Source organism: Psychroserpens sp. Hel_I_66, from assembly GCF_000799465.1.
Taxonomy (GTDB): domain Bacteria; phylum Bacteroidota; class Bacteroidia; order Flavobacteriales; family Flavobacteriaceae; genus Psychroserpens.
This window is the reverse complement of sequence record NZ_JUGU01000001.1, coordinates 3,270,486-3,291,187: the sequence shown is the minus strand read 5'-3', so window position 1 is coordinate 3,291,187 and position 20,702 is coordinate 3,270,486. Positions and strand designations below refer to the sequence as shown.

General features: G+C 34.3%; 26 protein-coding genes and 1 riboswitch. Of the genes, 13 read left to right on the top strand and 13 right to left on the bottom strand.

The annotated features are described in order from the left end of the window. Positions 1–29 precede the first annotated feature (29 nt). Genes GQ40_RS14590 through GQ40_RS14580 form a run of 3 tightly spaced genes read left to right on the top strand, consistent with a single transcriptional unit; the run spans position 30 to position 1,831 of the window. Positions 30–593, top strand: a complete 564-nt coding sequence (locus GQ40_RS14590; RefSeq protein ID WP_047549991.1) for a DNA-3-methyladenine glycosylase I — start codon at positions 30–32, stop codon at positions 591–593. Then, positions 559–1,167 carry a hypothetical protein gene (locus GQ40_RS17270; protein WP_052184280.1) on the top strand — a complete coding sequence of 203 codons (609 nt, stop codon included), beginning with the start codon at positions 559–561 and terminating at the stop codon, positions 1,165–1,167. Before GQ40_RS14590 ends, GQ40_RS17270 begins: the two co-directional genes overlap by 35 nt. Next, a complete protein-coding gene (locus GQ40_RS14580) occupies positions 1,148–1,831 on the top strand; it encodes a DUF2490 domain-containing protein (RefSeq protein ID WP_047549988.1) in 684 nt (227 codons plus the stop codon). The genes GQ40_RS17270 and GQ40_RS14580 overlap by 20 nt, the downstream gene beginning before the upstream one ends. On the opposite strand, the gene aat is transcribed toward GQ40_RS14580, so the two are convergent. The 3 genes from aat to GQ40_RS14565 form a co-directional block, all read right to left on the bottom strand. Further along, on the bottom strand, positions 1,828–2,454 hold the full coding sequence (aat, locus tag GQ40_RS14575) for a leucyl/phenylalanyl-tRNA--protein transferase (protein WP_047549985.1): 627 nt from the start codon (positions 2,452–2,454) through the stop codon (positions 1,828–1,830). The genes GQ40_RS14580 and aat overlap by 4 nt on opposite strands. A 155-nt stretch (positions 2,455–2,609) precedes the next feature. Next, entirely contained in the window at positions 2,610–2,981 is a 372-nt protein-coding gene (locus GQ40_RS14570; RefSeq protein ID WP_047549981.1) for a DUF3127 domain-containing protein, read from the bottom strand. Positions 2,982–3,019: 38 nt separating this feature from the next. Then, entirely contained in the window at positions 3,020–3,889 is an 870-nt protein-coding gene (locus GQ40_RS14565; RefSeq protein ID WP_047549978.1) for a flavin reductase family protein, read from the bottom strand. A 149-nt stretch (positions 3,890–4,038) separates the two neighbouring features. Between GQ40_RS14565 and GQ40_RS14560 the strand changes: the two genes are divergently transcribed. Further along, complete coding sequence (locus tag GQ40_RS14560) at positions 4,039–5,208, top strand: sensor histidine kinase (RefSeq protein WP_047549975.1); 1,170 nt, start codon at positions 4,039–4,041, stop codon at positions 5,206–5,208. Positions 5,209–5,217: 9 nt separating this feature from the next. Continuing rightward, complete coding sequence (locus GQ40_RS14555; RefSeq protein WP_047549972.1) at positions 5,218–5,571, top strand: hypothetical protein; 354 nt, start codon at positions 5,218–5,220, stop codon at positions 5,569–5,571. Here GQ40_RS14555 and GQ40_RS14550 read toward each other — a convergent pair whose 3' ends face one another. Both GQ40_RS14550 and greA read right to left on the bottom strand, forming a co-directional pair. After that, on the bottom strand, positions 5,572–5,961 hold the full coding sequence (locus tag GQ40_RS14550; RefSeq protein WP_047549969.1) for an HIT family protein: 390 nt from the start codon (positions 5,959–5,961) through the stop codon (positions 5,572–5,574). A 104-nt stretch (positions 5,962–6,065) separates the two neighbouring features. After that, positions 6,066–6,539: a transcription elongation factor GreA gene (greA, locus tag GQ40_RS14545; protein ID WP_047549966.1), complete on the bottom strand. Its 474-nt coding sequence runs from the start codon at positions 6,537–6,539 to the stop codon at positions 6,066–6,068. Between the two features lie 147 nt (positions 6,540–6,686). Here greA and GQ40_RS14540 point away from each other — a divergent pair, with 147 nt between their 5' ends. Beyond that, positions 6,687–7,112, top strand: coding sequence for a Rieske (2Fe-2S) protein (locus GQ40_RS14540; RefSeq protein ID WP_047549962.1), 426 nt, complete (start codon positions 6,687–6,689; stop codon positions 7,110–7,112). A 104-nt stretch (positions 7,113–7,216) separates the two neighbouring features. Here the strand turns inward: GQ40_RS14540 and GQ40_RS14535 are convergent, their stop codons facing one another. The 8 genes from GQ40_RS14535 to GQ40_RS14500 form a co-directional block, all read right to left on the bottom strand. Further along, entirely contained in the window at positions 7,217–9,448 is a 2,232-nt protein-coding gene (locus GQ40_RS14535) for a TonB-dependent receptor domain-containing protein (RefSeq protein ID WP_047549959.1), read from the bottom strand. An 80-nt stretch (positions 9,449–9,528) separates the two neighbouring features. After that, a riboswitch (TPP riboswitch) is annotated at positions 9,529–9,619 on the bottom strand. A gap of 55 nt (positions 9,620–9,674) precedes the next feature. Then, positions 9,675–10,082 carry an alternative ribosome rescue aminoacyl-tRNA hydrolase ArfB gene (gene arfB / locus GQ40_RS14530; RefSeq protein ID WP_047549956.1) on the bottom strand — a complete coding sequence of 136 codons (408 nt, stop codon included), beginning with the start codon at positions 10,080–10,082 and terminating at the stop codon, positions 9,675–9,677. Positions 10,083–10,090: 8 nt separating this feature from the next. After that, complete coding sequence (locus GQ40_RS14525) at positions 10,091–11,647, bottom strand: DUF4301 family protein (protein ID WP_047549953.1); 1,557 nt, start codon at positions 11,645–11,647, stop codon at positions 10,091–10,093. After that, positions 11,644–12,219 carry an AAA family ATPase gene (locus GQ40_RS14520; protein ID WP_047549950.1) on the bottom strand — a complete coding sequence of 192 codons (576 nt, stop codon included), beginning with the start codon at positions 12,217–12,219 and terminating at the stop codon, positions 11,644–11,646. The genes GQ40_RS14525 and GQ40_RS14520 overlap by 4 nt, the downstream gene beginning before the upstream one ends. Continuing rightward, positions 12,171–12,812, bottom strand: coding sequence for a nicotinamide riboside transporter PnuC (gene pnuC / locus GQ40_RS14515; protein ID WP_047549947.1), 642 nt, complete (start codon positions 12,810–12,812; stop codon positions 12,171–12,173). Before pnuC ends, GQ40_RS14520 begins: the two co-directional genes overlap by 49 nt. Next, positions 12,796–13,056, bottom strand: coding sequence for a thiamine-binding protein (locus GQ40_RS14510; protein ID WP_047549944.1), 261 nt, complete (start codon positions 13,054–13,056; stop codon positions 12,796–12,798). Before GQ40_RS14510 ends, pnuC begins: the two co-directional genes overlap by 17 nt. 96 nt (positions 13,057–13,152) lie before the next feature. Then, the gene (locus GQ40_RS14505; RefSeq protein ID WP_047552017.1) at positions 13,153–13,887 is read right to left on the bottom strand and encodes a geranylgeranylglyceryl/heptaprenylglyceryl phosphate synthase; all 735 of its coding nucleotides are present in this window, start codon (positions 13,885–13,887) and stop codon (positions 13,153–13,155) included. 47 nt (positions 13,888–13,934) lie between these two features. Then, positions 13,935–14,561 carry a 4'-phosphopantetheinyl transferase family protein gene (locus GQ40_RS14500; protein ID WP_047549941.1) on the bottom strand — a complete coding sequence of 209 codons (627 nt, stop codon included), beginning with the start codon at positions 14,559–14,561 and terminating at the stop codon, positions 13,935–13,937. Positions 14,562–14,695: 134 nt separating this feature from the next. On the opposite strand from GQ40_RS14500, the gene ahcY reads away from it, so the two are divergent. From ahcY to GQ40_RS14465, 7 genes are all read left to right on the top strand, one after another. After that, a complete protein-coding gene (gene ahcY / locus GQ40_RS14495) occupies positions 14,696–16,012 on the top strand; it encodes an adenosylhomocysteinase (protein WP_047549938.1) in 1,317 nt (438 codons plus the stop codon). Between the two features lie 124 nt (positions 16,013–16,136). Then, positions 16,137–16,601, top strand: a complete 465-nt coding sequence (locus GQ40_RS14490) for a DUF1569 domain-containing protein (protein ID WP_047549936.1) — start codon at positions 16,137–16,139, stop codon at positions 16,599–16,601. A gap of 91 nt (positions 16,602–16,692) precedes the next feature. Then, on the top strand, positions 16,693–17,052 hold the full coding sequence (locus GQ40_RS14485) for a S24 family peptidase (protein WP_047549935.1): 360 nt from the start codon (positions 16,693–16,695) through the stop codon (positions 17,050–17,052). Further along, complete coding sequence (locus GQ40_RS14480) at positions 17,049–18,320, top strand: Y-family DNA polymerase (RefSeq protein WP_052184279.1); 1,272 nt, start codon at positions 17,049–17,051, stop codon at positions 18,318–18,320. Before GQ40_RS14485 ends, GQ40_RS14480 begins: the two co-directional genes overlap by 4 nt. Before the next feature lie 31 nt (positions 18,321–18,351). Then, entirely contained in the window at positions 18,352–18,816 is a 465-nt protein-coding gene (locus GQ40_RS14475; RefSeq protein WP_047549930.1) for a very short patch repair endonuclease, read from the top strand. Positions 18,817–18,957: 141 nt separating this feature from the next. Continuing rightward, the gene (locus GQ40_RS14470) at positions 18,958–20,100 is read left to right on the top strand and encodes a methionine aminotransferase (protein ID WP_047549928.1); all 1,143 of its coding nucleotides are present in this window, start codon (positions 18,958–18,960) and stop codon (positions 20,098–20,100) included. 76 nt (positions 20,101–20,176) lie between these two features. Then, positions 20,177–20,698, top strand: a complete 522-nt coding sequence (locus GQ40_RS14465) for a hypothetical protein (protein ID WP_047549925.1) — start codon at positions 20,177–20,179, stop codon at positions 20,696–20,698. Positions 20,699–20,702 lie beyond the last annotated feature (4 nt).

Below are 20,702 nucleotides of genomic sequence, written 5' to 3'. Positions count from 1 at the left end.
TACTTTTAAACTTCAATCAAATATTGATTATGGAAAAACATAAATGCGGTTGGTGTTTGGGTGATTATCTTTACGAAGCGTATCACGATAAAGAATGGGGAGTTCCCGTAAAGGACGATGCGACCTTGTTTGAGTTTCTTATATTGGAAACCTTTCAAGCTGGTTTAAGTTGGATTACAATTTTAAAAAAACGTGAGAACTTTAGAGAAGCTCTGGATGATTTTGATTATAAAAAAATAGCAAATTACAATCAACAAAAAATTGACGAACTGCTAAAAAATGAAGGCATTATAAGAAATAAACTGAAAGTAAAAGCAACTGTTACCAACGCTCAAGCTTTTATGAAAATTCAAGAAGAGTTTGGATCGTTCTCAACCTATATTTGGGGTTTTGTTGATGGAAAACCCATTAATAACAAAGTCAAAAATTATAAAGAAGCACCTGCAAATACACCTTTAAGTGATGCCATTAGTAAAGATTTAAAAAAACGCGGATTTAAATTCGTAGGTTCGACTGTTATTTATGCACAAATGCAAGCCACGGGAATGGTTAATGACCATGAGATTAATTGTTTTAGATATGATGAAGTTTAGTTATTATTTAGTCTTAATTGCTACGTTCTCCTTTTCAAATTTGGTGGCTCAGACCAAAAACGAAAAAGAATCTAGAGTTTCTATGTCTCAGTTTCCTGAGAGTGCGCAACTTGTATTGGAATATGTTCCGGAAAAAGCAAGACGTATAAAATATTACAAAGAAACCGATGGCGATAAATTAAGTTTTGAAAGCAAATTTAAATATAACAAACATTGGTATAGTGTAGAATTTGACAACAATGGCACTCTTGAGGATATTGAGAAAACAATTAAGAAAAAACATCTAAACGACACTTTAAAAACTGCTATAAATGCCTATTTAAATTTACAGACTTCAAAGTTTGACATTTTGAAAATACAAGAACAGTATCTTTATAATAATAAAACTTCGCAAAGGGATTTTTTAAATACCATATTAACTGATAATGCATCTATTCGCTCTAATTATGAAATTATTATTGCATTAAAAAAAGATGGTTTTTGGTTATTGGCAGAGATGACCTTTGATTTCAATGGACAGTTTTTAAAATCAAGAAACCTTCAACCCGAAAGTTATGAATACATCATGTACTAAATTTTTAGTGTTCGTATTCTGTTTTATATCTTTTGCTGTTAATGCACAGGACAAAACAAGTGTTCTTCATGATCACGAGTTTGCATTAAGACATAACTTTACTAAAAATTATAGTACAAATTTCTCTTTGAGTTCTCGAGCCTTTGCTTATAAAAATGAAGAATTAGATTACAATTTGAGACAAGTGCAGTTGAGTCATTTTTCAACGTTTAAATTAGATTTAAAACACAGTATTGCGTTTGGTATAATGTATAGAAATCGTAATCTGTTTGAAAACTCAAGTAATGAAATTAGACTCACACAACAATTCAATGTAAAATCACTTTTAAGCACACTACGTTTTGGTCACCGCTTTAGAACTGAACAGCGATTTTACGAAACTTTTACAGCATTTAGGTTTAGGTACAGATTGGCATTAGACTTCCCTTTACAAGGTTTAAAACTGGATGTTGGCGAAACCTATTTTGTAATTTCCAATGAAGCTTTGCTCACCAATTCGAGCATAAATAAACCAGAAATAGATTATCGGTTGTCACCTTCATTAGGTTTGCAATTAACTGAAAAATTGACTTTAGAATTTGGTCTGGAATTACGTTTAGAAGCCTTGAATATTGAGACAAGCGAGAGTTTGTTTCTAAATACTTCCGTAGAAATAAGAATTTAAACTAGATATTTTAAAAATTCGTTTCTGGAAATTTCCCTAGCACCCAAACTTTCAAGGTGGTTAGTGTAAACCTGGCAGTCAATAAGTTTATAATTTGAATTTTGAATAAACGAAATAAAAGCCACTTTACTAGCATTACTTACAAGAGTGAAAATGCTTTCACCGCAAAATACTCCATTATTTAAATCGATCCCGTACAGCCCTCCAACTAGCTTGTGATCTAACCAAACCTCAACAGATTTCGCAAAGCCCAGCTTATGTAATTTGAGGTAGGCATTTTTCATGTTTTGAGTGATCCAAGTGCCCTGTTGCCCATTGCGTTTTATTTTTGAGCAGTGATCAATTACAGTTTCAAAATCCTTATTTACGGTAATTTCAAAATCTGAGTTTCTCAAAACCTGCTTCATACTTTTAGACACTTTTAATTCCTTCGGAAATAGAACAAATCGAGGATCTGGCGACCACCAAATAATTGGTTCTTCATTGTCAAACCACGGGAAAATTCCGCTTTTGTAAGCAAGCACTAAACGCTCTGGAGACAAATCTCCACCAATGGCCAAGACACCTTCTTTTGAAGCTAAGCCTACATCTGGGAAAATAATATCCTTATTGAGAAAGTGCATTTATTTTTAGGATTTAAAATTGATTGCTTTTCATTTAAAAGAAATTTCGCTTTTAGTGAAGTATTATAAAATATAGAAGCCTCAATAAAAATCAAGGCTTCTAAAATTATAATGTCGCAGTTTGAGAATTCCTGAAAAGACTCAATGCTCAAAATTTAAAACGGTAAATCGTCGTGATCTTCTTCGTTTAAATTAGTTGCTGGCTCAAAAGCCTCATTTGGAGCAACTGGAGGCGCGTTATTACCTGCTGCCTGTGCTGCTTCTATTCTCCAACCTTGAATGGAGTTAAAGTATTTTGTTTCTCCTTGTGGATTAACCCATTCTCTACCTCTCAAATTGATATTTACTTTTACCGGTTGTCCAACTTGGTAATTATTCAATAAATCTGTTTTATCTTGAACAAACTCTACCATAATATGCTGTGGATATTGTTCTTCTGTAGTGACTACCAGTTCTCTCTTTCTAAACCCGTTACTTCCAAAAGTTTGAGTTTCTCCAATCATTTTGATTTTTCCTTGTACTTCCATCTTTGTATTACTTATATTTAATTATAGATTGTTTTAATTTAAGACAATAGCAATTTCCATGCACTATCTACATCACCATAACTCAAATAGTTTCTGGCAATTTTGTGTTTTTCGCGATGAGACATCCCTTTTATATTTGGATAGTTATCGCTTACTTCTTTTATAAAATTATCAATATCTGCTTTACTTGGTAACGCATCAACATTACCCAACATCCCTAAATCATTACCGGTTAAAATCATACTGTTTTTAACGTTTTCTGGCATGTTATCTACACCAATCCCTAAACTACTCAATGGTTTTGGGATTTCAAAAAAACCTTTATTGGCTCTGCTGTAAAAACTTCCGCCAGCTCTTGCTACTAAGTCCAGTTTATTTTGGTCAATAGCTCCGTTTTCATCAAGCATTTCATCTGCTATATGAAGTTTCACAACTTCACAGATCACGAGATTACCAGCTCCGCCTTCAGTTCCTAATTCTACAACTTCTTTGACTTTACATTCCATTTGTACCGGAGACTCTGCAACCCTGAAAGGTTTTACAATTTCCGAAGCCAACATTGTTAACCCTGCCTTTTCAAATTCATTAACACCTTGATTGTACTCTGTACTACTCAAAGACATTTGTTGTACAATATCATAATTGACTACATTAATCACCACCTCTTTTGTTGCTTTAACATTCTCAAGTGTGTGCTTGGTTGTATTATCTCTTACACGACGTGCAGGTGAAAAAATTAATATGGGCGGATTAGCACTAAACACATTAAAAAAACTGTATGGCGATAAGTTAGGATTGCCATCGGCATCCATTGTACTTGCAAAAGCTATAGGCCTAGGAGCCACAGCACTTAATAAGTAACTATGCAATTTTCCTGTTGAAATGTCTTTTGGAGTAAAAGATGCCATAAGTTTGTTTTGTGGTTAAAAGTAACCGTTTCAAGATATTGAACCGCAAAGGTAACTATATTGTTTAGGCTATGAAAATGAATTCGCCCACTATGAAGACAATATTATTAACATAAATCGTTTATATTTAAAAATCAAAAACAAAGTTAATGGCACTAACCATAAACCGTAATATGACACGATGGATCATCATCGTGGCTTCATTTATTATAATATCTCTTATTCTTTGGAATACGTATGTGTTTTTTCAAAATTTTAAGGCAGAACAAAGAGTAAAAATGGATATTTGGGCAGAAGCACAATCTGAATTTCAAAAAGGTTTCCTTAACGACAATGTTAATCCGTTAGTTGACAAAATCATTCTTTCCGATAGTTTAATTCCTAAAATAGTTGTTACTACAAATAACCAAATTAGTACTAGAAATATAAATGAAAATAAAACTAATGATACAACCTATATAAATGATTTAATTCAAGAATTTGAGAAACAAAACAAACCTATTGAGCTATCTTACATAGACCCTGAAACGAATTTAAAAGTAGATTTAGGAAAACTTTATTATGGAGATTCTATTGTACTCAACAAATTGAAATATTATCCTTTAGCCCTATTAGTTATAATAATTCTTTTTGCAGCTGTGGCATATTTTTTCTATAAAAGTGCAAAAACATCTGACCAAAATAAACTCTGGACAGGTATGGCAAAAGAAACCGCTCACCAAATCGGGACACCCTTATCATCGCTAGTCGGTTGGACCGAGATCTTGAGAAGTGAAAATGTAAATCCAGAATATCTGGTCGAAATCCAAAAAGACATCACCAGGCTACAGACCATAACAGATCGTTTTAGTAAAATTGGCTCACTGCCAACATTAAAACGTTGTGATATTGTAAAGGAAACTATAGACTCTTACGAATATCTTAAAACACGTTCTTCAAAACTTATCAACTTTGAGATTGTAGCACCAAACGAAAGTTTATACGTCAACCTCAACAAACAATTATTCAGTTGGACCATCGAGAATTTAGTAAAGAACGCTATCGATGCCATGAAAGGAAAAGGATCCCTAAAACTGGCCATTACAAATGATGATAAGTATGTTAGAATAACAGTTGCCGATACTGGAAAAGGAATCTCCAAACAAAGTTACAACTCGGTATTTCAACCAGGATATACCACCAAAAAACGAGGTTGGGGATTAGGACTCTCTCTAGCAAAACGCATCATAGAAGATTACCATAACGGAAAAATAAAAGTGCTTTCTTCGGAAATTGGAAAAGGTACAACCATGCAAATTTCATTGAAATTACTATCTTAGTATTCTATCATGGCACATAAATACTTTACATTAAAAGAAGTAACGCTCAATAACAACTGTCCGGAATGTTATTCTAACGAAGGTTTGGAACTCACATTCAAACAGCGCTTTATTGGGAATTCATTTTACAAAGCAATAACCGAAGACACCATAAACCAAATGCAATGCAACACCTGCAATACCGATATTTTTCCTGTAAGATGGACGAATGATATTGAGCAAGTTGTGGCCTATCAAAAGCGGGCAGCAACCCCAAAACCTAAATCATTTAAGTTAAAAAAACTGGCTTGGGCTTTTATTATTGTAGATGCGATTTTACTGATTATGGTCATTTTATTTGTGGCTGGTGTTCTAAAATTCTAATCACAAATACGAGGCAATCTTAGCTGCAATACGTTCAAATTCTTCTTTCTCAAAATTCGTTTTATTTATAAAACGTGCATCGTCCATAGAATTCAAAGGGATTAAATGCACATGAACATGTGGTACTTCCAAACCGATCACTGTCAAACCAACACGCTTACATGGTATCGCTTTTTCTACAGCGATGGCAACTTGTCTGGAAAACTCCATCAAGCCATGATAAGTGACCTCATCTAAATCAAATAGTTTATCTACTTCTTTTTTTGGGATGCATAGTGTATGACCCTTAGCATTTGGATTGATATCCAAAAAAGCTAAATAATCTTCAGTCTCTGCAACTTTGTAAGATGGAATGTCACCCGAAATGATTTTTGTGAAAATAGAAGCCATAGAAGATAATTTTTAGAGTCTTTGTAAATATAAAAAGATTCCTCATTTGAAGGAATCTTTTTCGTTACATATATTATTTAGAATCCTGCATTTGCAGGAATAGGTTATCTAGAAATTTCTAAAACATCAAATTTCATGATTCCGTTTGGCACTTGCACCTCTGCAACTTCACCTACAGATTTACCTAACAGCCCTTTTCCGATGGGAGAATTAACAGATAATTTTCCAGATGCTAAATCTGCTTCGCCATCTGCCACCAAAGTATAGGTCATTTCCATACCATTGGTCTGGTTTTTTATTCTCACTTTAGAGAGTACCAACGCTTTTGAGGTATCCATTTGAGATTCATCAATTACTCGTGCTCCAGCTAAAGTTTCTTCCAGTTTAGAAATTTTCATCTCTAACATCCCTTGAGCTTCTTTTGCAGCATCATATTCTGCATTTTCACTCAAATCACCTTTGTCCCTAGCTTCCGCTATGGCTTGAGATGCTTTTGGACGTTCTATATCTTTTAATTGTCTAAGTTCGTCTCTTAGTTTTTTTAAACCTTCCGCAGTATAATAAGATACTTTACTCATAATTCATTCGTTTACATATAATAAAGATGCTGAACGAGTTCAGCATAAAAAAAATCCCGCTATCACGAGATTCTATACAAAGATACAAAATATTTAATTCAACTTCAACCCTAAAATTGTACATTGCGATTTAAATTTCAAACCCTTATGAAAAAGCTCCTCTTCATCCTACCACTCTTACTTTTAAGTAATTGTAAAGGTGACGATACTATAAACAACTGTAATTTTTTAATTGATGTTGGTGTTAATTCCACTTTAAATCTCAATTTACCAGAATATAGCCAATTGATGTTTACAAGTGAGGTGGTTTATATTCCAAACCAAGGTAATTTAGGGGTTTATGTGATCAATGTGGGCAATGACCAATATAGAGCTTGGGATGCTGCAGACCCAAACCATATACCAGAGACTTGCTCACTTCTACAACGTGAAGGCATTGAGGTGACTTGTGGCTGTGTAGATGAAAATAGATACAATTTATTTACTGGGCAATCTCTTGAAGACCCTTTACCGTGCGGACTTAAAGAATACCGCGTTACAGTATCTGGAAATAATTTAATAATAAGTAATTAAGGTTTCTTCGGAAATGTAATTTATCCAAACTCCCAAATCAATAGATTTGGGAGTTTGGATTTTATCTCTTTCTGAGTTGAGATTTCTGCCTGTGCAGGAATTGGTTAGAACTTTAAAGTGACACCAACCAAAAAGTTAGTCGTTGCCTGCGGATAAAAACCTGCAAAGTATCCTGTTGTGGTTCCAGTTGGGCTTGTATCATCTGCAAAATCGAACGATCCAAAATAACCGTTAGACACATACTTTTCATTAAATATATTATTTACCAATCCTGAAAATACAACCGATTCAAAAATAGATTTTGTGTTCCACTCGTAAGTAATATTTAAATCATTTACAAAATAGCTTTCTAATTTAGAGTCTGGGTTTTCGGTATTTCCCATAAATTGCTCGCCAACAAATTTGCTTAAAAGCGAAACCTGAAACCCTTCTTTTGGCTGAAACACGAAGGCGTTGGCTGCAATGAATTCCGGAGAAAAAGAAATATCTGTTTTTCCTAAATTTAAAAGTTCTCCGTTTACAGACTCGAACGTTTGTTTATTCTTGTTTGAGCTTATTGTAAAATTTGGTTGTACAGAAAATTTATTTGTAATTGCCACAGCTGCATCCACTTCTATACCTAAACGGTAACTGTCTCCATTATTAGTTCTAATTGGATCTCCCGTAGTATCAATTTGACCTGTGAGCACCAATTGCTCGTTGTAAAGCATGTAATATCCATTAACATTTAACCTAAACTTTTGGGTGTTGTGTCTCCAGCCTAACTCAAAATCATTAAGTTGTTCTGGTTTCACGGTTGCGTTGTTTTCAAAATCGCTTCGGTTGGGCTCTCTGTTGGCTCTTGCGTAAGAGAAATACAAACTGTTATTGGTGTTTAATGTATAGGTTATTCCTGCCTTTGGATTGAAAAAATTATAGTTTTCATCTACATTAAAAGGCACTCTATCTGAAGTTAGACCAGATGTTTTATAATCTACCAAACGCATTTGTAAATCACCATACAAGCTTACTTTATCATTAAGCCTATAGGTTGCTTTTGTAAAGAAACTCAAATCTGTTTTCTTCCCGTTTCCTTCATAATAACGGTCCCTTATTTCACTATTACTGGCAAATTCTGCCCAGATGATTTCTCCAAAATGGTCTCCATCGTAGAAACTGTAGGAACTTCCGAAGATAATGTCTACTTCATTATTTTTATAATTGGCGTTTGCATTGATTACGTAAAAATCATTGTCTAACCATCTTCGTCTAATTAAATCGGTCGTTTCAACGGTTTCACCACCAATCTCCAAAGGTGTCAAATCGTAATCTGCAAAATCCTCGTCTTCTCTATATTGCTCAAAATAACCTCTTCCGTAGGTGTAGTTCAATCCAATATTTGTGGACCATCTGTTATTGTATCGTTGGTTCCAGTGTAATTGATAATGGTCTTGGTTGTAATTATCAACTTCGTTGTCATAAAAGCGCGTATTGCCATCTGCATCTGTATAAATTCCAGATGGATTAAATGTACGATCCTCTTTTAATGTTTGTGCATCGATACCATTCCAGGCTTGGTAAGTAACTTCTTTTCCGCCAAAAGTGATGGCTTTGATCAATGTGTTATCGTCAATATATGAGCCCTGTAAAAAGTAAGATTTTAAATCTGTTCTTGCTCTATCAATATATCCATCTGAGGAAATATTGGACAATCGACCAGCGATTTCTATATGGTCATTAAGCAATCCTGTACTGAATTTTATGGTGTGCTTTCGGGTATTATAACTTCCGAAGGAATTAGAAATCTCTCCGTTAGATTCTTTGGAAACCGCATCGGTCAAGACATTAATACTGGCACCAAAAGCACCAGATCCATTGGTTGATGTACCAACACCACGTTGCAATTGTAAACTTTCTACGGAAGATGCAAAATCACCAAGATTCACCCAAAACGTGCCTAAAGATTCGGCATCGTTGTAAGGTATACCATTAATGGTCACATTTGTGGATTGTGCATTGATACCACGCACCCGAATACCTGTATAACCCACTCCTGCACCAGCATCTGTAGTTGTGACGACAGATGGGAGATAATTTAAAAGAACAGGAATATCTTGTCCTAAATTACGTTTTGCCAATTCCTTTTTTGTGACGTTGGTGTGGGTAATTGGTGATGTAGCTTCTACTCTTACTGCTTTGACTAGAACTTCGTCTAGTTTTTCGGTTTTGGTAGAATCTTGCTGTTTTTCTTGAGCAAAACTTAACATACAGCTCAAGATTAAAAATGTAAAAATAAATTGTTTTTTGAGACTTCTCGACTCTGCTCGAAGTGACAGTTTTTTGAATAAAATTTTCATTACGACTATAAATTTATAATCGAATAAAAAGAGGTAATTATTCTTAGTTAATAATTAGTTTATGTGATGCTAAAACAAGTTTAGCATTACGTTATATTTCCTTAGCAGCATTACCTGCCCAGGTTCAATGGGTATGATCTCAGCCGATAATAGGCACCCCTTTTTTGAGAACTGTGCAAAGATAAAATAGATTTTTCGTTTGCCAATTGATAATTGATTATTTTTTTTAATTGATTTCTGGAGGTTTTCTATTTGCTTTTTTTTCTGAAGTTTTGCGTTTGTTCGTCAAACGTTTTCTAACCACAGCTCTTGGGATTTTGGTGGGAATACGATCTTTTTCCTCTATTAAATTCTCTTTAATCAAGTCTAAAAAGCGTTGGATAACTATTGACTTATTTTTGTGCTGACTTCTACTTTCTCCACATTGTAAAATGAGAATATTTTCTTTTGTTAGCCGAGATTGCAAATTCGTTTTGAGGAGCTCTTTCTGGCCATCATCTAAAAATTGTGAGTTGTCTAAATCAAATGTAAGTTCTGCTTTAGATGATGTTTTATTAACGTGCTGTCCTCCTGCTCCAGAGCTTCTAACGAACTTAAAACTCAACTCATTTAAAATGGCTACTTCATCAAACATGACATTTTTTACTTTATTTGATGTGGTGCTTTTAGTAAATCATTCACCGTCTTTACAGGATTGAAAGTAATTAGAGGTACCTCAACAAATATCGTATTCCAGTTTGCCATGCTACCGTTCCATAATCCAGGAAGTTCTAGGGCTTTTATATCTTTTCCTGTTTTTGTTTTCATGGTAATGAACGCTGCTTTTTGATCTACAAACTTTTTTAAGTCGTATTTTTCGCCTTTATGGTTTTTGATTCCGCAGACTAAATCTACAGGATTAAAATGTGTAGCTCCAGTTAATATTTCCTTTTGGCGCTTGCTTTTTTTGTTGATTTGGGCAGACTCGATAATTTGAAGTGAGATATTCCCGCTTTCGTCCTTAACCCAAAAAGGACCTCCTCCAGGTTCGCCTTCGTTTTTTACCATTCCGCAGACTCGAATAGGGCGATTTAATTTTTCAGCTAAATATTCTATTTGATACTTACGTGAGTATTTTTCGAACTCGAGGCTAATTCTTACATTTAATTTATTCACCAAAAACTTAGCTATCTCTATACTCTTTTCTTCGGAAATCTCGCCTATATCAAGAATTTTAAGATAATTAAAAGCCATCTCCTGAACCTCTAAAAGAATACCTGCCAAAACTTTTTTGTATTTGGCAACCTCTTCTTTATATTTTTTCGTAACCACATTATCAATGTTTTTGATAAACACGATATCTGCATTTAAATCATTAAGATTTTCTATGAGTGCGCCATGACCAGAGGGTCTAAAATGGAGTGACCCATCATCTTCTCTAAAAGGTTTGTTTTTTGAGTTTACCGATATGGTATCTGTAGACTCTTTTTGGTAAGAAAACGAAATATCAAATTTGCAACCTGTTTTATCTTCTACATGTTTTTCAATTCTTTTAAACTCTTCATCAAATATGTGACTGTGTTTTTCAGAAATTGTAAAATGTAATTTTGCTGCTTTTGTATTTGAAGCATATAATGCAGATTCATACAAATGTTCCTCAAAAGCAGTAGAAATCACCTGATTTTTATATTCATGAAAAGGAAGCAACCCTTTTGGAGAATTACCGTAGTTTAATTTATCACTATCCAACATGGTTTGAACAAACCTAAGACCTTGCTCATTAATAGTTCTGTCTTCAAAGTTTGGATACATATCCTGCAATCTATTGACTACAATGTGGTAAAAAGGAAATTTCTCTAATCCCACAAAAAAGATAGACAGATCTTTGTTTTTGGTCTTGTTAATATATGAGTTTATACTTCCTTTTTCTATAATATATTCCTCCAAAAAAGTGAACAAAAACTTAAACATCCTAGTTGCAGCACCAGATGCAGGAACAAATTTTAAAATAGATATGTTGTCCCGTTTATCATTAAACTTAGAAATGTAATTGTCTTCTTCTTTGTTTGATAGTTTTAATATTCCGTTATCTATTGTAGCTTCTGAAACCAGATTTGCAAAAGGTAATCCGTTCTCAAACAAATTGATTTGTTGTTCAACTTTTTTAACGGTTAATCCTTTATTTTCTATTTGTTGTATGTCTTTATGCGTAAAATTCAATGCTCTTTTTTTAATAGGTTATCAATTTGGGTTTTACATAGGTTTAATCGTTCTTCAAATGTTCCTTTTACCAAAACATATGGCTTTTTGGTATTTATCAATTCTTTTTGAAAAAGATTAAATAATTTCAATCTATTTTTGGGTTGGTCCCTAATGCCATCTGCTTCCCAAGGTGTGTCAATATAAGTTAAAAAATACAAATCATATGTGTTTAGATAAGCATACCTTACTACAGCATCTGGACAGAAACCATCGTAATAATATTCCGAATATACTTTTGTTTCCAATAAATCTGTATCGCAAATCAACAATTTATTAGCTGTTTTTAGTTGATGGTTTTCCATAGCTATTTGCCCGATAGCTATTGGCAGGACATCTTCACTTGTTAAAAGCTCATTGTTTTGTGCTTTAGCTTCAGCATATATACGAGAAAACTCTTTTACATAGACTGTATTGTACCAACTCGCCAATTCTTTTGCAAGAGACGATTTACCTGTAGATTCTGGACCGTATAAAACAATTTTTATACAGTTTGGGCTAATGTTATTGATTTGTTTAAGCTTTTCTTCCATGCTAAATAGCCAAAAATGGCAATGATTGTAAATCCTAAATATTGAAAGCTGGTAAATGTAAATCCTTTATAAAAATAGAGCGGTACAGAAATGATGTCTCCAATAATCCAAAAGATCCAGTTTTCTATTTTTCGTCTCGCCATCAACCACATGCCAACAAAAAATATGGCGGTTGTAAATGTATCCACATAGGCCACCCAACTCGTCCACTTATCAAAGATTTTGTAAACCGCAAAAACAAACAACAGTGTAGCAATAAAAATAACGACACCTATTTGTTTTTCTTTTTGGGTGGTTTGAGAGATAGGGGTGACATGGGATGCATCCACTTTTCTGGTCCAGATATACCAACCGTAAACACTCATTATGAAATAATAAATATTGATCATCATATCACCCAATAGCTCCCATTTTAAAAGGAGGTAAACGAATATTGCGGTGCTAATCATGCCCGTTGGAAAAACCCAAATCCTGTTTTGCTTGGAGAACCAAACGGATAGAAATCCAAAAATGACCGCTATGATCTCTAATGAGATATCTATTGTTGAATAGTCGTAATATTGGCCAAAAAAGAACTCAAAAATGTGGTTCATAATCGTAACGATCAGATTTTACTATTTTCATTTGCAACAGCCCTCTTTCTATCAACTCGAACGCCTCTTTTATTTCTATGGTTAATATTTTCATCACTTCATCATAATCGCCATACACCTGAGTGCTCAAAGGGTTCTCAAGTACTTTTAAATTAGATGCTCGCAATTTCTTAATAAAATGGATAATTGCAGGCTCGTAATTGTCGTGCAATGGTGTCAATGTCAATTCTACCGATATGTTCATAATGTTTCCTGCAAAGGCAGAAGCTTTTTTGTTTAAACTGAATTCATAATTTGACTTTCAAATTATGTGATGCTGAAACCAGTTCAGCGTGACCAATTAATTTCGTAGGTCATCAAAAAACGCCTCGTCATCCTCAAAAGCGGTTCCTATGACTACTAGATCTGCTCCAGAGTTGTATGCGTTTTCCAGTTGTTGCTTAGTTCTAATTCCGCCACCAACAATTAATGGGATATTTAGTTCTCGCTTTACAAAACTAATGATTTCTAATGGCACAGGTTGTAATGCGCCACTTCCTGCTTCGAGATAGACAAGTTTCATCCCTAACAACTCACCAGCTTTTGCGGTATCAATAATGTTTTGAACACTACTTGTAGACATAGGCTTGGTTTGGGTTACTTTTTCTACGGAAGTAGGCCTACCATTCTCAATGAGCAAATAACCCGTTGGGATCACCTCCAATTTAGAACCTCTCAATTTTGAAACTGCTTTGATATGTTTCCCAATTAAATACTCTGTATTATCACCAGAAATTAATGATAGAAATAGCAACGCATCGGCATGATTAGTGATTTGTGATACATCGCCAGGAAAAAGTATAATTGGTAATTTAGTGTGCTTTTTTATTTCGAGCACTAAAATTTCCGTAGCATTAATATTTACAGTACTTCCGCCAACAAAAATATGTGTTGCGATAGATTGATTCACTTTTTTGATAAAACCCGAAACGTTTTCAATCACCATTTTGTCAGGGTCAACTAAAACCGCCAAAAGCTTTTTCCCATCGGAAATCGAACTAATTAAACAACTATATATGGAATTTTTTTCTGCCAACTTATCTATTCTCTTTTCTCTATTTTCTCTCGTCTCTCGTCTAACAACTATGTCGTCACAAAAGCACAAGTAAATCCCTCAAATTCTAAAAAATGAGTGCTAAATCTGTATTTTTTGTCTTTATAATCTATCCAAGCAACCGTTTCTCCGTCTTCAAGCATAAACGGAATGACCAAGAAATGTTCTCTAAACAGCATACCTGGAGTTGCGAACAACTTGTATAGTGATTCTTTTATTCCCCAGATTACGGTTAGCTTTTTGACGTATTCTTCATCAGTTTCAGAGAGGTAATTGAACTCATAATCAACAAATTTCTTAGCGATGATCGCAATTTTATCTCTCTGCTTTTCTATGTCAATGCCAATTTCCGAAGAAGAAATAATAACCCCAGAGAACGTAAAAGAATGGGTTATCGAGATATGCTTACCATCCTTTAAATGTGGTTTGCCATTGTCATCATAATATAAATCTTGATCTGTGTAACCAAAACTTCTCAATAAATGGCGCACACTTAAAAACCCGCGTTGGTGCAGTTCACTTTTCATGCCTAGAACACGTTCTAAACTTTTGGGCTTTAAATCTAATGGAGCCATTAACTCACTGTAAGACTCTGTAATCTTCCAGATTTTAACAGTAGTTTGTGAATTTGGAGCGATAGTTTTATAAAGTGGCATTTAAATATCTGAAACTTAATGGTTATCTTTGCATCGCCTAAGGCGAATTTACATTATTTATGATAGCGAATTTAGTTATTTTAAGCGCTTAAGCCAAAGGCAAAACTTAATTAATAAACAAAGTAAAAAGATAAATGAGTACAAAAACTACGACTTACGTGCCTAACAAAGTGAAAGACATGTCTCTCGCTGCTTGGGGAAGAAAAGAAATCGAATTAGCGGAAGCTGAAATGCCAGGATTGATGAGTCTTCGTGAAGAATACAATAACGAACAACCCTTAAAAGGTGCTCGTATTGCAGGATGTCTTCACATGACCATTCAAACTGCTGTTTTAATTGAAACTTTACAAGCTTTAGGAGCAGAGGTTACATGGAGTTCTTGTAACATTTTCTCTACTCAAGATCAAGCTGCTGCTGCTATTGCAGATGCTGGAACTGCTGTTTACGCTTGGAAAGATATGACCGAAGAAGAATTTGATTGGTGTATTGAGCAAACGTTATTTTTTGGAGAAGATCGTAAGCCATTAAATATGATTCTTGATGATGGTGGAGATTTAACAAATATGGTTTTGGATAAATATCCAGAGCTAGCACCAGGGATCAAAGGGCTTTCTGAGGAAACTACAACTGGTGTTCACCGTCTATACGAGCGTGTAAAAAACGGAACGTTAACAATGCCTGCAATCAACGTGAATGACTCTGTTACAAAATCTAAATTTGACAACAAATATGGTTGCAAGGAATCTGCTGTAGATGCAATTCGTCGTGCAACAGATCTCATGCTTGCTGGAAAACGTGTAACCGTTTGTGGTTATGGTGATGTTGGTAAAGGTACTGCTGCGTCTTTTAAAGGTGCAGGTAGTATTGTAACGGTTACTGAAATTGATCCAATTTGCGCACTTCAAGCTGCAATGGACGGTTTTGAAGTTAAAAAACTAGAAACTGTTGTTGGAAATTCTGATATCGTTATTACAACTACAGGAAATAAAGACATCGTTCGTGATGAGCATTTTAAAGCAATGAAAGACAAAACGATCGTTTGTAACATCGGTCATTTTGATAATGAAATTCAAATGGCTTGGTTGAACAAAAACTATGGAGATACCAAAGACACTATCAAACCTCAAGTTGACAAATATACAATTGATGGTAAAGATATTATTGTACTTGCCGAAGGTCGTTTAGTAAACCTTGGTTGTGCCACTGGTCACCCAAGTTTCGTTATGAGTAATTCATTCACAAACCAAACTTTAGCTCAAATTGAGTTATGGAAAAATAGTGATAATTACGAAAATGATGTATACATGTTACCTAAGCATTTAGATGAAAAAGTGGCTAAATTACACTTAGAGAAAATTGGTGTTGAGCTTACAGAGCTTAAAGACTATCAAGCAGACTACATTGGAGTAACTGTTGATGGACCTTATAAACCAGAGCATTACCGCTACTAATTAAATACACGTTTGCTGAACTTGCTTTAGCATCATATGATATTTTTGAACCCAAACTTTCAAATGAGAGTTTGGGTTTTCTTTTTTTAACGATTAACTTCTTAACTTCACCAAAATACCACAAATGAGTTTGGAAAAATTAAATCGTGCAATTGCAACATTAGAGTCACACATAGAAAATCGCGAATTTTCTAACCCAAAAATATCCAAGAGCAATGTTGCTTGGCACATAGACCATAGCCTTAAAGTGATTAATAAAGTAAGCGAGTCGCTTCAGCAATCAGACCCAAAAAGTTATGAAGACAATTTTAGCCTTCTGGGAAAAGTATTTTTTACACTTGGATTTTTTCCTCGCGGAAAAGCGAAAGCTCCAAAACATGTTATACCACCTGAGGTTATTTCTAAGGAAGACCTTATTTCGCAAATTCAATTAGCAGAATCTAATGTCAATAGCATAGCCACGTTAGAAAAGAATTCATATTTCAATCATCCTTTCTTCGGAAATATAAAAACACCTAAAATCTATAGATTTTTAATGATTCATACCAATCACCATTTGAAAATCATAAGAGATATTACCTCGAAATAAACTTGACTTCTTTGATTGCAATTAAATGTTAATTGTGAAAAAAACTTAATAGGCACCTATTATTTTTTGTAATTTTACAAAAATATCAGCCTTGAATCAAACATACTACATAAAAAGATCTACTCAAAACCATCGTGTGGCAAGACCTACACAAACCGGTTTCTCTAGTCCTGCTACTCATTACAATGAACCAAGAATAGATTTAAACGAAGCTTTAGTAAGTAATAGTTCTGCTACATTTTTTGTTAGAGTTGTAGATGATGCGTTTTCGCAAAATGGCATCCTCAAAAATGATGTTTTGATTATAGATAAATCACTCACTCCAAAAAAAGAGCAATTGGTTTTATTCAATGAAGATGGTTCTTTTCTTATAAAAAAAATAGAAAAACCCCTAGACAGTCCAGTAGAAGTATGGGGAGTTATCACCTATATCATAAAATCTGTGATATGATTGCCCTAATAGATTGCAATAGCTTTTACGCCTCTTGCGAACAGGTGTTTAGACCAGATTTAAAAAACAAACCCGTAGTTGTTTTAAGCAATAATGATGGCTGTATTATTGCTGCCAATAAAGAAGCTAAAGCATTGACTCACATCCCAATGTTTCATCCTGCTTTTATGATAAAAAAAATATTAGACGATAATAATGTGGTTTGTTTTTCGTCTAATTATACACTTTACAGTGACCTTTCACGACGAGTGATGGACACCTTAAAAGAATTTTCTCCCATAGTTGAAGAATACAGTATTGACGAAAGCTTTATTGATCTTTCCCATTATAAAAATGATGAGCTTGAAGACATCTCAAAAAAAATAAAAAATACCATCTATAAAAATACGGGAATCCCAGTAGGTGTTGGAGTTGCACAAACAAAATCACTCTCAAAAATAGCCAATAAGTTTGCTAAAAAAATACCTGAGAATAATAATATTTATGTTGTGAATTCCGAAAGCAAAAGACAACACTTACTCCAAAATTGTAAAATCAAGGATATTTGGGGCATTGGCAAAAAGCATACTATTAGAATAGAAAAGACAGGAAAAACTAACGCATTGGAATTTGCCAATATGCCTGTAGAATGGGTGAGAAAGGAAATGACCGTTATTGGAGAAAGGCTATGGAGAGAATTAAACAACGTACAGTGCTTAACATTAAACACAGAATTAACAGCAAAAAAAGGCATAGGGACCGCAAAATCCTTTGGTTACAAATTAACCGATTATACACTTATTGAAGAAGCTTGCAGTTATTATGTTGCTGAAGTCGCAGATCTCTTAAGACAGCAAAAATCTGCTGCTTCGCAAATTGAAATTTTTTTACAAACCAACTATCACAGCAATACAGATAAGCAATACCATAATAAAATTATTTTAACGCTTAGCAAACCCACAAATAGCACTATTGCACTCACCCAAAAAGCACTGGTTGGTTTAAAAGCAATCTTTAAAGAAGGTTATCGCTATAAAAAAGTAGGTGTCAATTTATTAGGGTTAGTGCCTGAGACCGAAATCCAGATGAGCCTTTTTGATACATGTAGCAAAATTGAAGGCAAAGACATTACCAACGTCATTGATAGCTTGAATAGCAAATTTGGAAAAAACAAAGTCAAACTAGCCACTGTTGGCAATCGTGAAAAAGAATGGGCTCTTATTAAAGAGCATCGTAGCCCAAGATATACTACCCAATGGGACGAACTTTTAGAGATTGGAAAACGTTGATTCCTAAAAAAATAGTATTTTAATAGATGCTATGCCATATTCCGAAGAGAAAATAAAAGTCCCTAGATTCAATGAAGAATCTGGTTTTTATACCACCAAGAAGCGCTCAAAAATCATGAGCAAAATTCGTGGCAAAAACACAAAACCAGAATTATTATTTAGAAAAGAACTGTGGAAAAAAGGCGTGCGTTATCGTGTAGACAGTAAGAAAATTCCAGGTAGACCAGATGTTAGTATTAAGAAATACAAGCTCGCGATTTTTATTTACGGTGAATTTTGGCATGGCTACAATTGGAATGAGAGAAAAGAGATGTTAAAAACCAATCGAGATTTCTGGATCCCAAAAATTGAGCGCAACATGCAGCGCGATCGTGAGGTCAATTCTCAATTAGAAGATCTTGGATTTACTGTATTTAGATTTTGGGAAAGTGAAGTTAAAAAAGACCTCAAACGCTGCATTAACGATGTGCTGGTATACATAGATTGGCAATCTTAATACCCTGTAACCAATATGCCTATAGCTCCTTGCAACCCACATTTTTAATAATGATTATAGGTTTTGCTGCTCGTTCACGAATTTGAGCATCGGTTTTGTTTTGTATTCGCTATAAATTGTCCATTTTCGTATCTTTACAAGATGCAACTCAAACCAAAACTCACAAGCGTAGAAACTTCTATTTTCACTGTCATGAGCGCATTGGCAAACCAGCACAATGCAATCAATTTATCTCAAGGTTTCCCAAATTTTAAAAGTGACCAAAAATTAATTGATGCTGTTTCAAAAGCTATGAATTCTGGATATAACCAATATGCTCCAATGGCTGGAAATGCGGAATTAAGAAAAGCCATCGCCAAAAAATTTGAGTTGCTATACAACACTTCCTATCATCCAGAAACTGAAATTACGGTTACCGCTGGTGCAACCCAGGCCATATTTACTATTATTTCAACCTTTGTAAGGCAAGGTGACGAAGTCATTTTATTTAAACCTGCCTACGATTGTTACGAACCCGCAATACAGCTCAATGGCGCAAAGCCAATCGCCATTTCTTTAAAAGACCCAGACTACAGTATTGATTGGAATCACGTTGAGAAATCCATTAATGATAATACCAAAATGATTATCATTAATACACCACACAATCCCAGCGGAACCGTTATGAGTAAAGCAGACTTACTCAAGCTCCAAGAGCTTACAGAGGGTACAAACATCATCGTTTTAAGTGACGAAGTGTATGAGCACATCATTTTTGATGGAGAGCAACACCAAAGCGCTTGCCTGTTTCCGCAGTTAAAAAAACGAAGTTTCATCACCGCTTCATTTGGTAAAACATTCCATAATACAGGTTGGAAGGTTGGTTACTGCTGCGCTCCTAAAGATTTAATGGAAGCCTTTAGAAATGTACACCAGTTTAATGTATTTTCGGTTCACCATCCCACACAAAAAGGATTGGCAGATTATCTCACTAACCCGGATCACTATTTAAAATTATCTCAATTTTATCAAAAAAAAAGGGATGTGTTTTTAAATCTTATCAAAGATTCGAGATTTACGTTTACACCCTCAAAAGGGACGTATTTTCAGGTGTTGAATTTTTCTGAAATTACTTCGGAAAAAGACACCGATTTCGCAAAACGTCTTACGGTAGAAAATGGCATTTCAGCTATACCATTATCTGTATTTAATGATAATCAACGTGACGACAAGGTATTGCGTTTTTGTTTTGCAAAAACAGAAGACACTTTAAAGAAGGCTGCGGAAATTATTAATACTATATAAACGTTAAATCTTTTATAAAAGCGTGACTTTCAAACTAATTTTGTGTTTACTTATATAGAACCTTAAATTAAACACAATGAAATTTCAGAATACAATTTTGATAGTATTATTAACCATATTAGCATCTTGTGGCAGTAGCGAACAAGTGATCACAGACGACGGAAAAATTTACGAAGTCAAAGGCAACAGTTATAAAAACAAAGGAGTTGATGTTACCGAAAGCTTATCAAACGAAGAAATAAACAACATCAACGATATTCTCAACGAAAAAAGAGACGCTGCCAAAGCTGCTGAAAAACTTCAAAAAGAATTAGAAAAGAAAGAACAAGAGTTAGAACGTGTTCAAAAAGAAGCAAAGCAAAAACAAGAAGAAGTTGAGGCAAAGCAAAGAGAGTTAGAGCGCAAACTTAAAGAAAAAGAAGATGCTCGAGAAGACTTTTTGAAAGCTAAAAAGCGGTTAGAAAGTGAGCAGAACAAATATGAAAGATTAAAAGAGAAAGGAAAACTTTCTCCAAATGATGAAGAGGACTGGAAAGAAAAGCTTGATGACCTGAAACAAGAAGTCAAAGAAGCGAAAGATAAACTGGATAAATTATAATATA

What these genes read in the sequence shown, in the direction of transcription:
- GQ40_RS14565 (WP_047549978.1), bottom strand. Translation starts at nt 3,889, where the DNA reads ATGGCATCTTTTACTCCAAAAGACATTTCAACAGGAAAATTGCATAGT.
- GQ40_RS14540 (WP_047549962.1), top strand. Translation starts at nt 6,687, where the DNA reads ATGAAAAAGCTCCTCTTCATCCTACCACTCTTACTTTTAAGTAATTGT.
- GQ40_RS14475 (WP_047549930.1), top strand. Translation starts at nt 18,352, where the DNA reads ATGCCATATTCCGAAGAGAAAATAAAAGTCCCTAGATTCAATGAAGAA.
- GQ40_RS17270 (WP_052184280.1), top strand. Translation starts at nt 559, where the DNA reads ATGAGATTAATTGTTTTAGATATGATGAAGTTTAGTTATTATTTAGTC.
- GQ40_RS14465 (WP_047549925.1), top strand. Translation starts at nt 20,177, where the DNA reads ATGAAATTTCAGAATACAATTTTGATAGTATTATTAACCATATTAGCA.
- GQ40_RS14555 (WP_047549972.1), top strand. Translation starts at nt 5,218, where the DNA reads ATGGCACATAAATACTTTACATTAAAAGAAGTAACGCTCAATAACAAC.
- GQ40_RS14580 (WP_047549988.1), top strand. Translation starts at nt 1,148, where the DNA reads ATGAATACATCATGTACTAAATTTTTAGTGTTCGTATTCTGTTTTATA.
- ahcY (WP_047549938.1), top strand. Translation starts at nt 14,696, where the DNA reads ATGAGTACAAAAACTACGACTTACGTGCCTAACAAAGTGAAAGACATG.
- GQ40_RS14470 (WP_047549928.1), top strand. Translation starts at nt 18,958, where the DNA reads ATGCAACTCAAACCAAAACTCACAAGCGTAGAAACTTCTATTTTCACT.
- pnuC (WP_047549947.1), bottom strand. Translation starts at nt 12,812, where the DNA reads ATGAACCACATTTTTGAGTTCTTTTTTGGCCAATATTACGACTATTCA.
- GQ40_RS14520 (WP_047549950.1), bottom strand. Translation starts at nt 12,219, where the DNA reads ATGGAAGAAAAGCTTAAACAAATCAATAACATTAGCCCAAACTGTATA.
- GQ40_RS14500 (WP_047549941.1), bottom strand. Translation starts at nt 14,561, where the DNA reads ATGCCACTTTATAAAACTATCGCTCCAAATTCACAAACTACTGTTAAA.
- GQ40_RS14560 (WP_047549975.1), top strand. Translation starts at nt 4,039, where the DNA reads ATGGCACTAACCATAAACCGTAATATGACACGATGGATCATCATCGTG.
- GQ40_RS14510 (WP_047549944.1), bottom strand. Translation starts at nt 13,056, where the DNA reads ATGAACATATCGGTAGAATTGACATTGACACCATTGCACGACAATTAC.
- arfB (WP_047549956.1), bottom strand. Translation starts at nt 10,082, where the DNA reads ATGTTTGATGAAGTAGCCATTTTAAATGAGTTGAGTTTTAAGTTCGTT.
- GQ40_RS14480 (WP_052184279.1), top strand. Translation starts at nt 17,049, where the DNA reads ATGATTGCCCTAATAGATTGCAATAGCTTTTACGCCTCTTGCGAACAG.
- GQ40_RS14490 (WP_047549936.1), top strand. Translation starts at nt 16,137, where the DNA reads ATGAGTTTGGAAAAATTAAATCGTGCAATTGCAACATTAGAGTCACAC.
- aat (WP_047549985.1), bottom strand. Translation starts at nt 2,454, where the DNA reads ATGCACTTTCTCAATAAGGATATTATTTTCCCAGATGTAGGCTTAGCT.
- GQ40_RS14550 (WP_047549969.1), bottom strand. Translation starts at nt 5,961, where the DNA reads ATGGCTTCTATTTTCACAAAAATCATTTCGGGTGACATTCCATCTTAC.
- greA (WP_047549966.1), bottom strand. Translation starts at nt 6,539, where the DNA reads ATGAGTAAAGTATCTTATTATACTGCGGAAGGTTTAAAAAAACTAAGA.
- GQ40_RS14570 (WP_047549981.1), bottom strand. Translation starts at nt 2,981, where the DNA reads ATGGAAGTACAAGGAAAAATCAAAATGATTGGAGAAACTCAAACTTTT.
- GQ40_RS14535 (WP_047549959.1), bottom strand. Translation starts at nt 9,448, where the DNA reads ATGAAAATTTTATTCAAAAAACTGTCACTTCGAGCAGAGTCGAGAAGT.
- GQ40_RS14590 (WP_047549991.1), top strand. Translation starts at nt 30, where the DNA reads ATGGAAAAACATAAATGCGGTTGGTGTTTGGGTGATTATCTTTACGAA.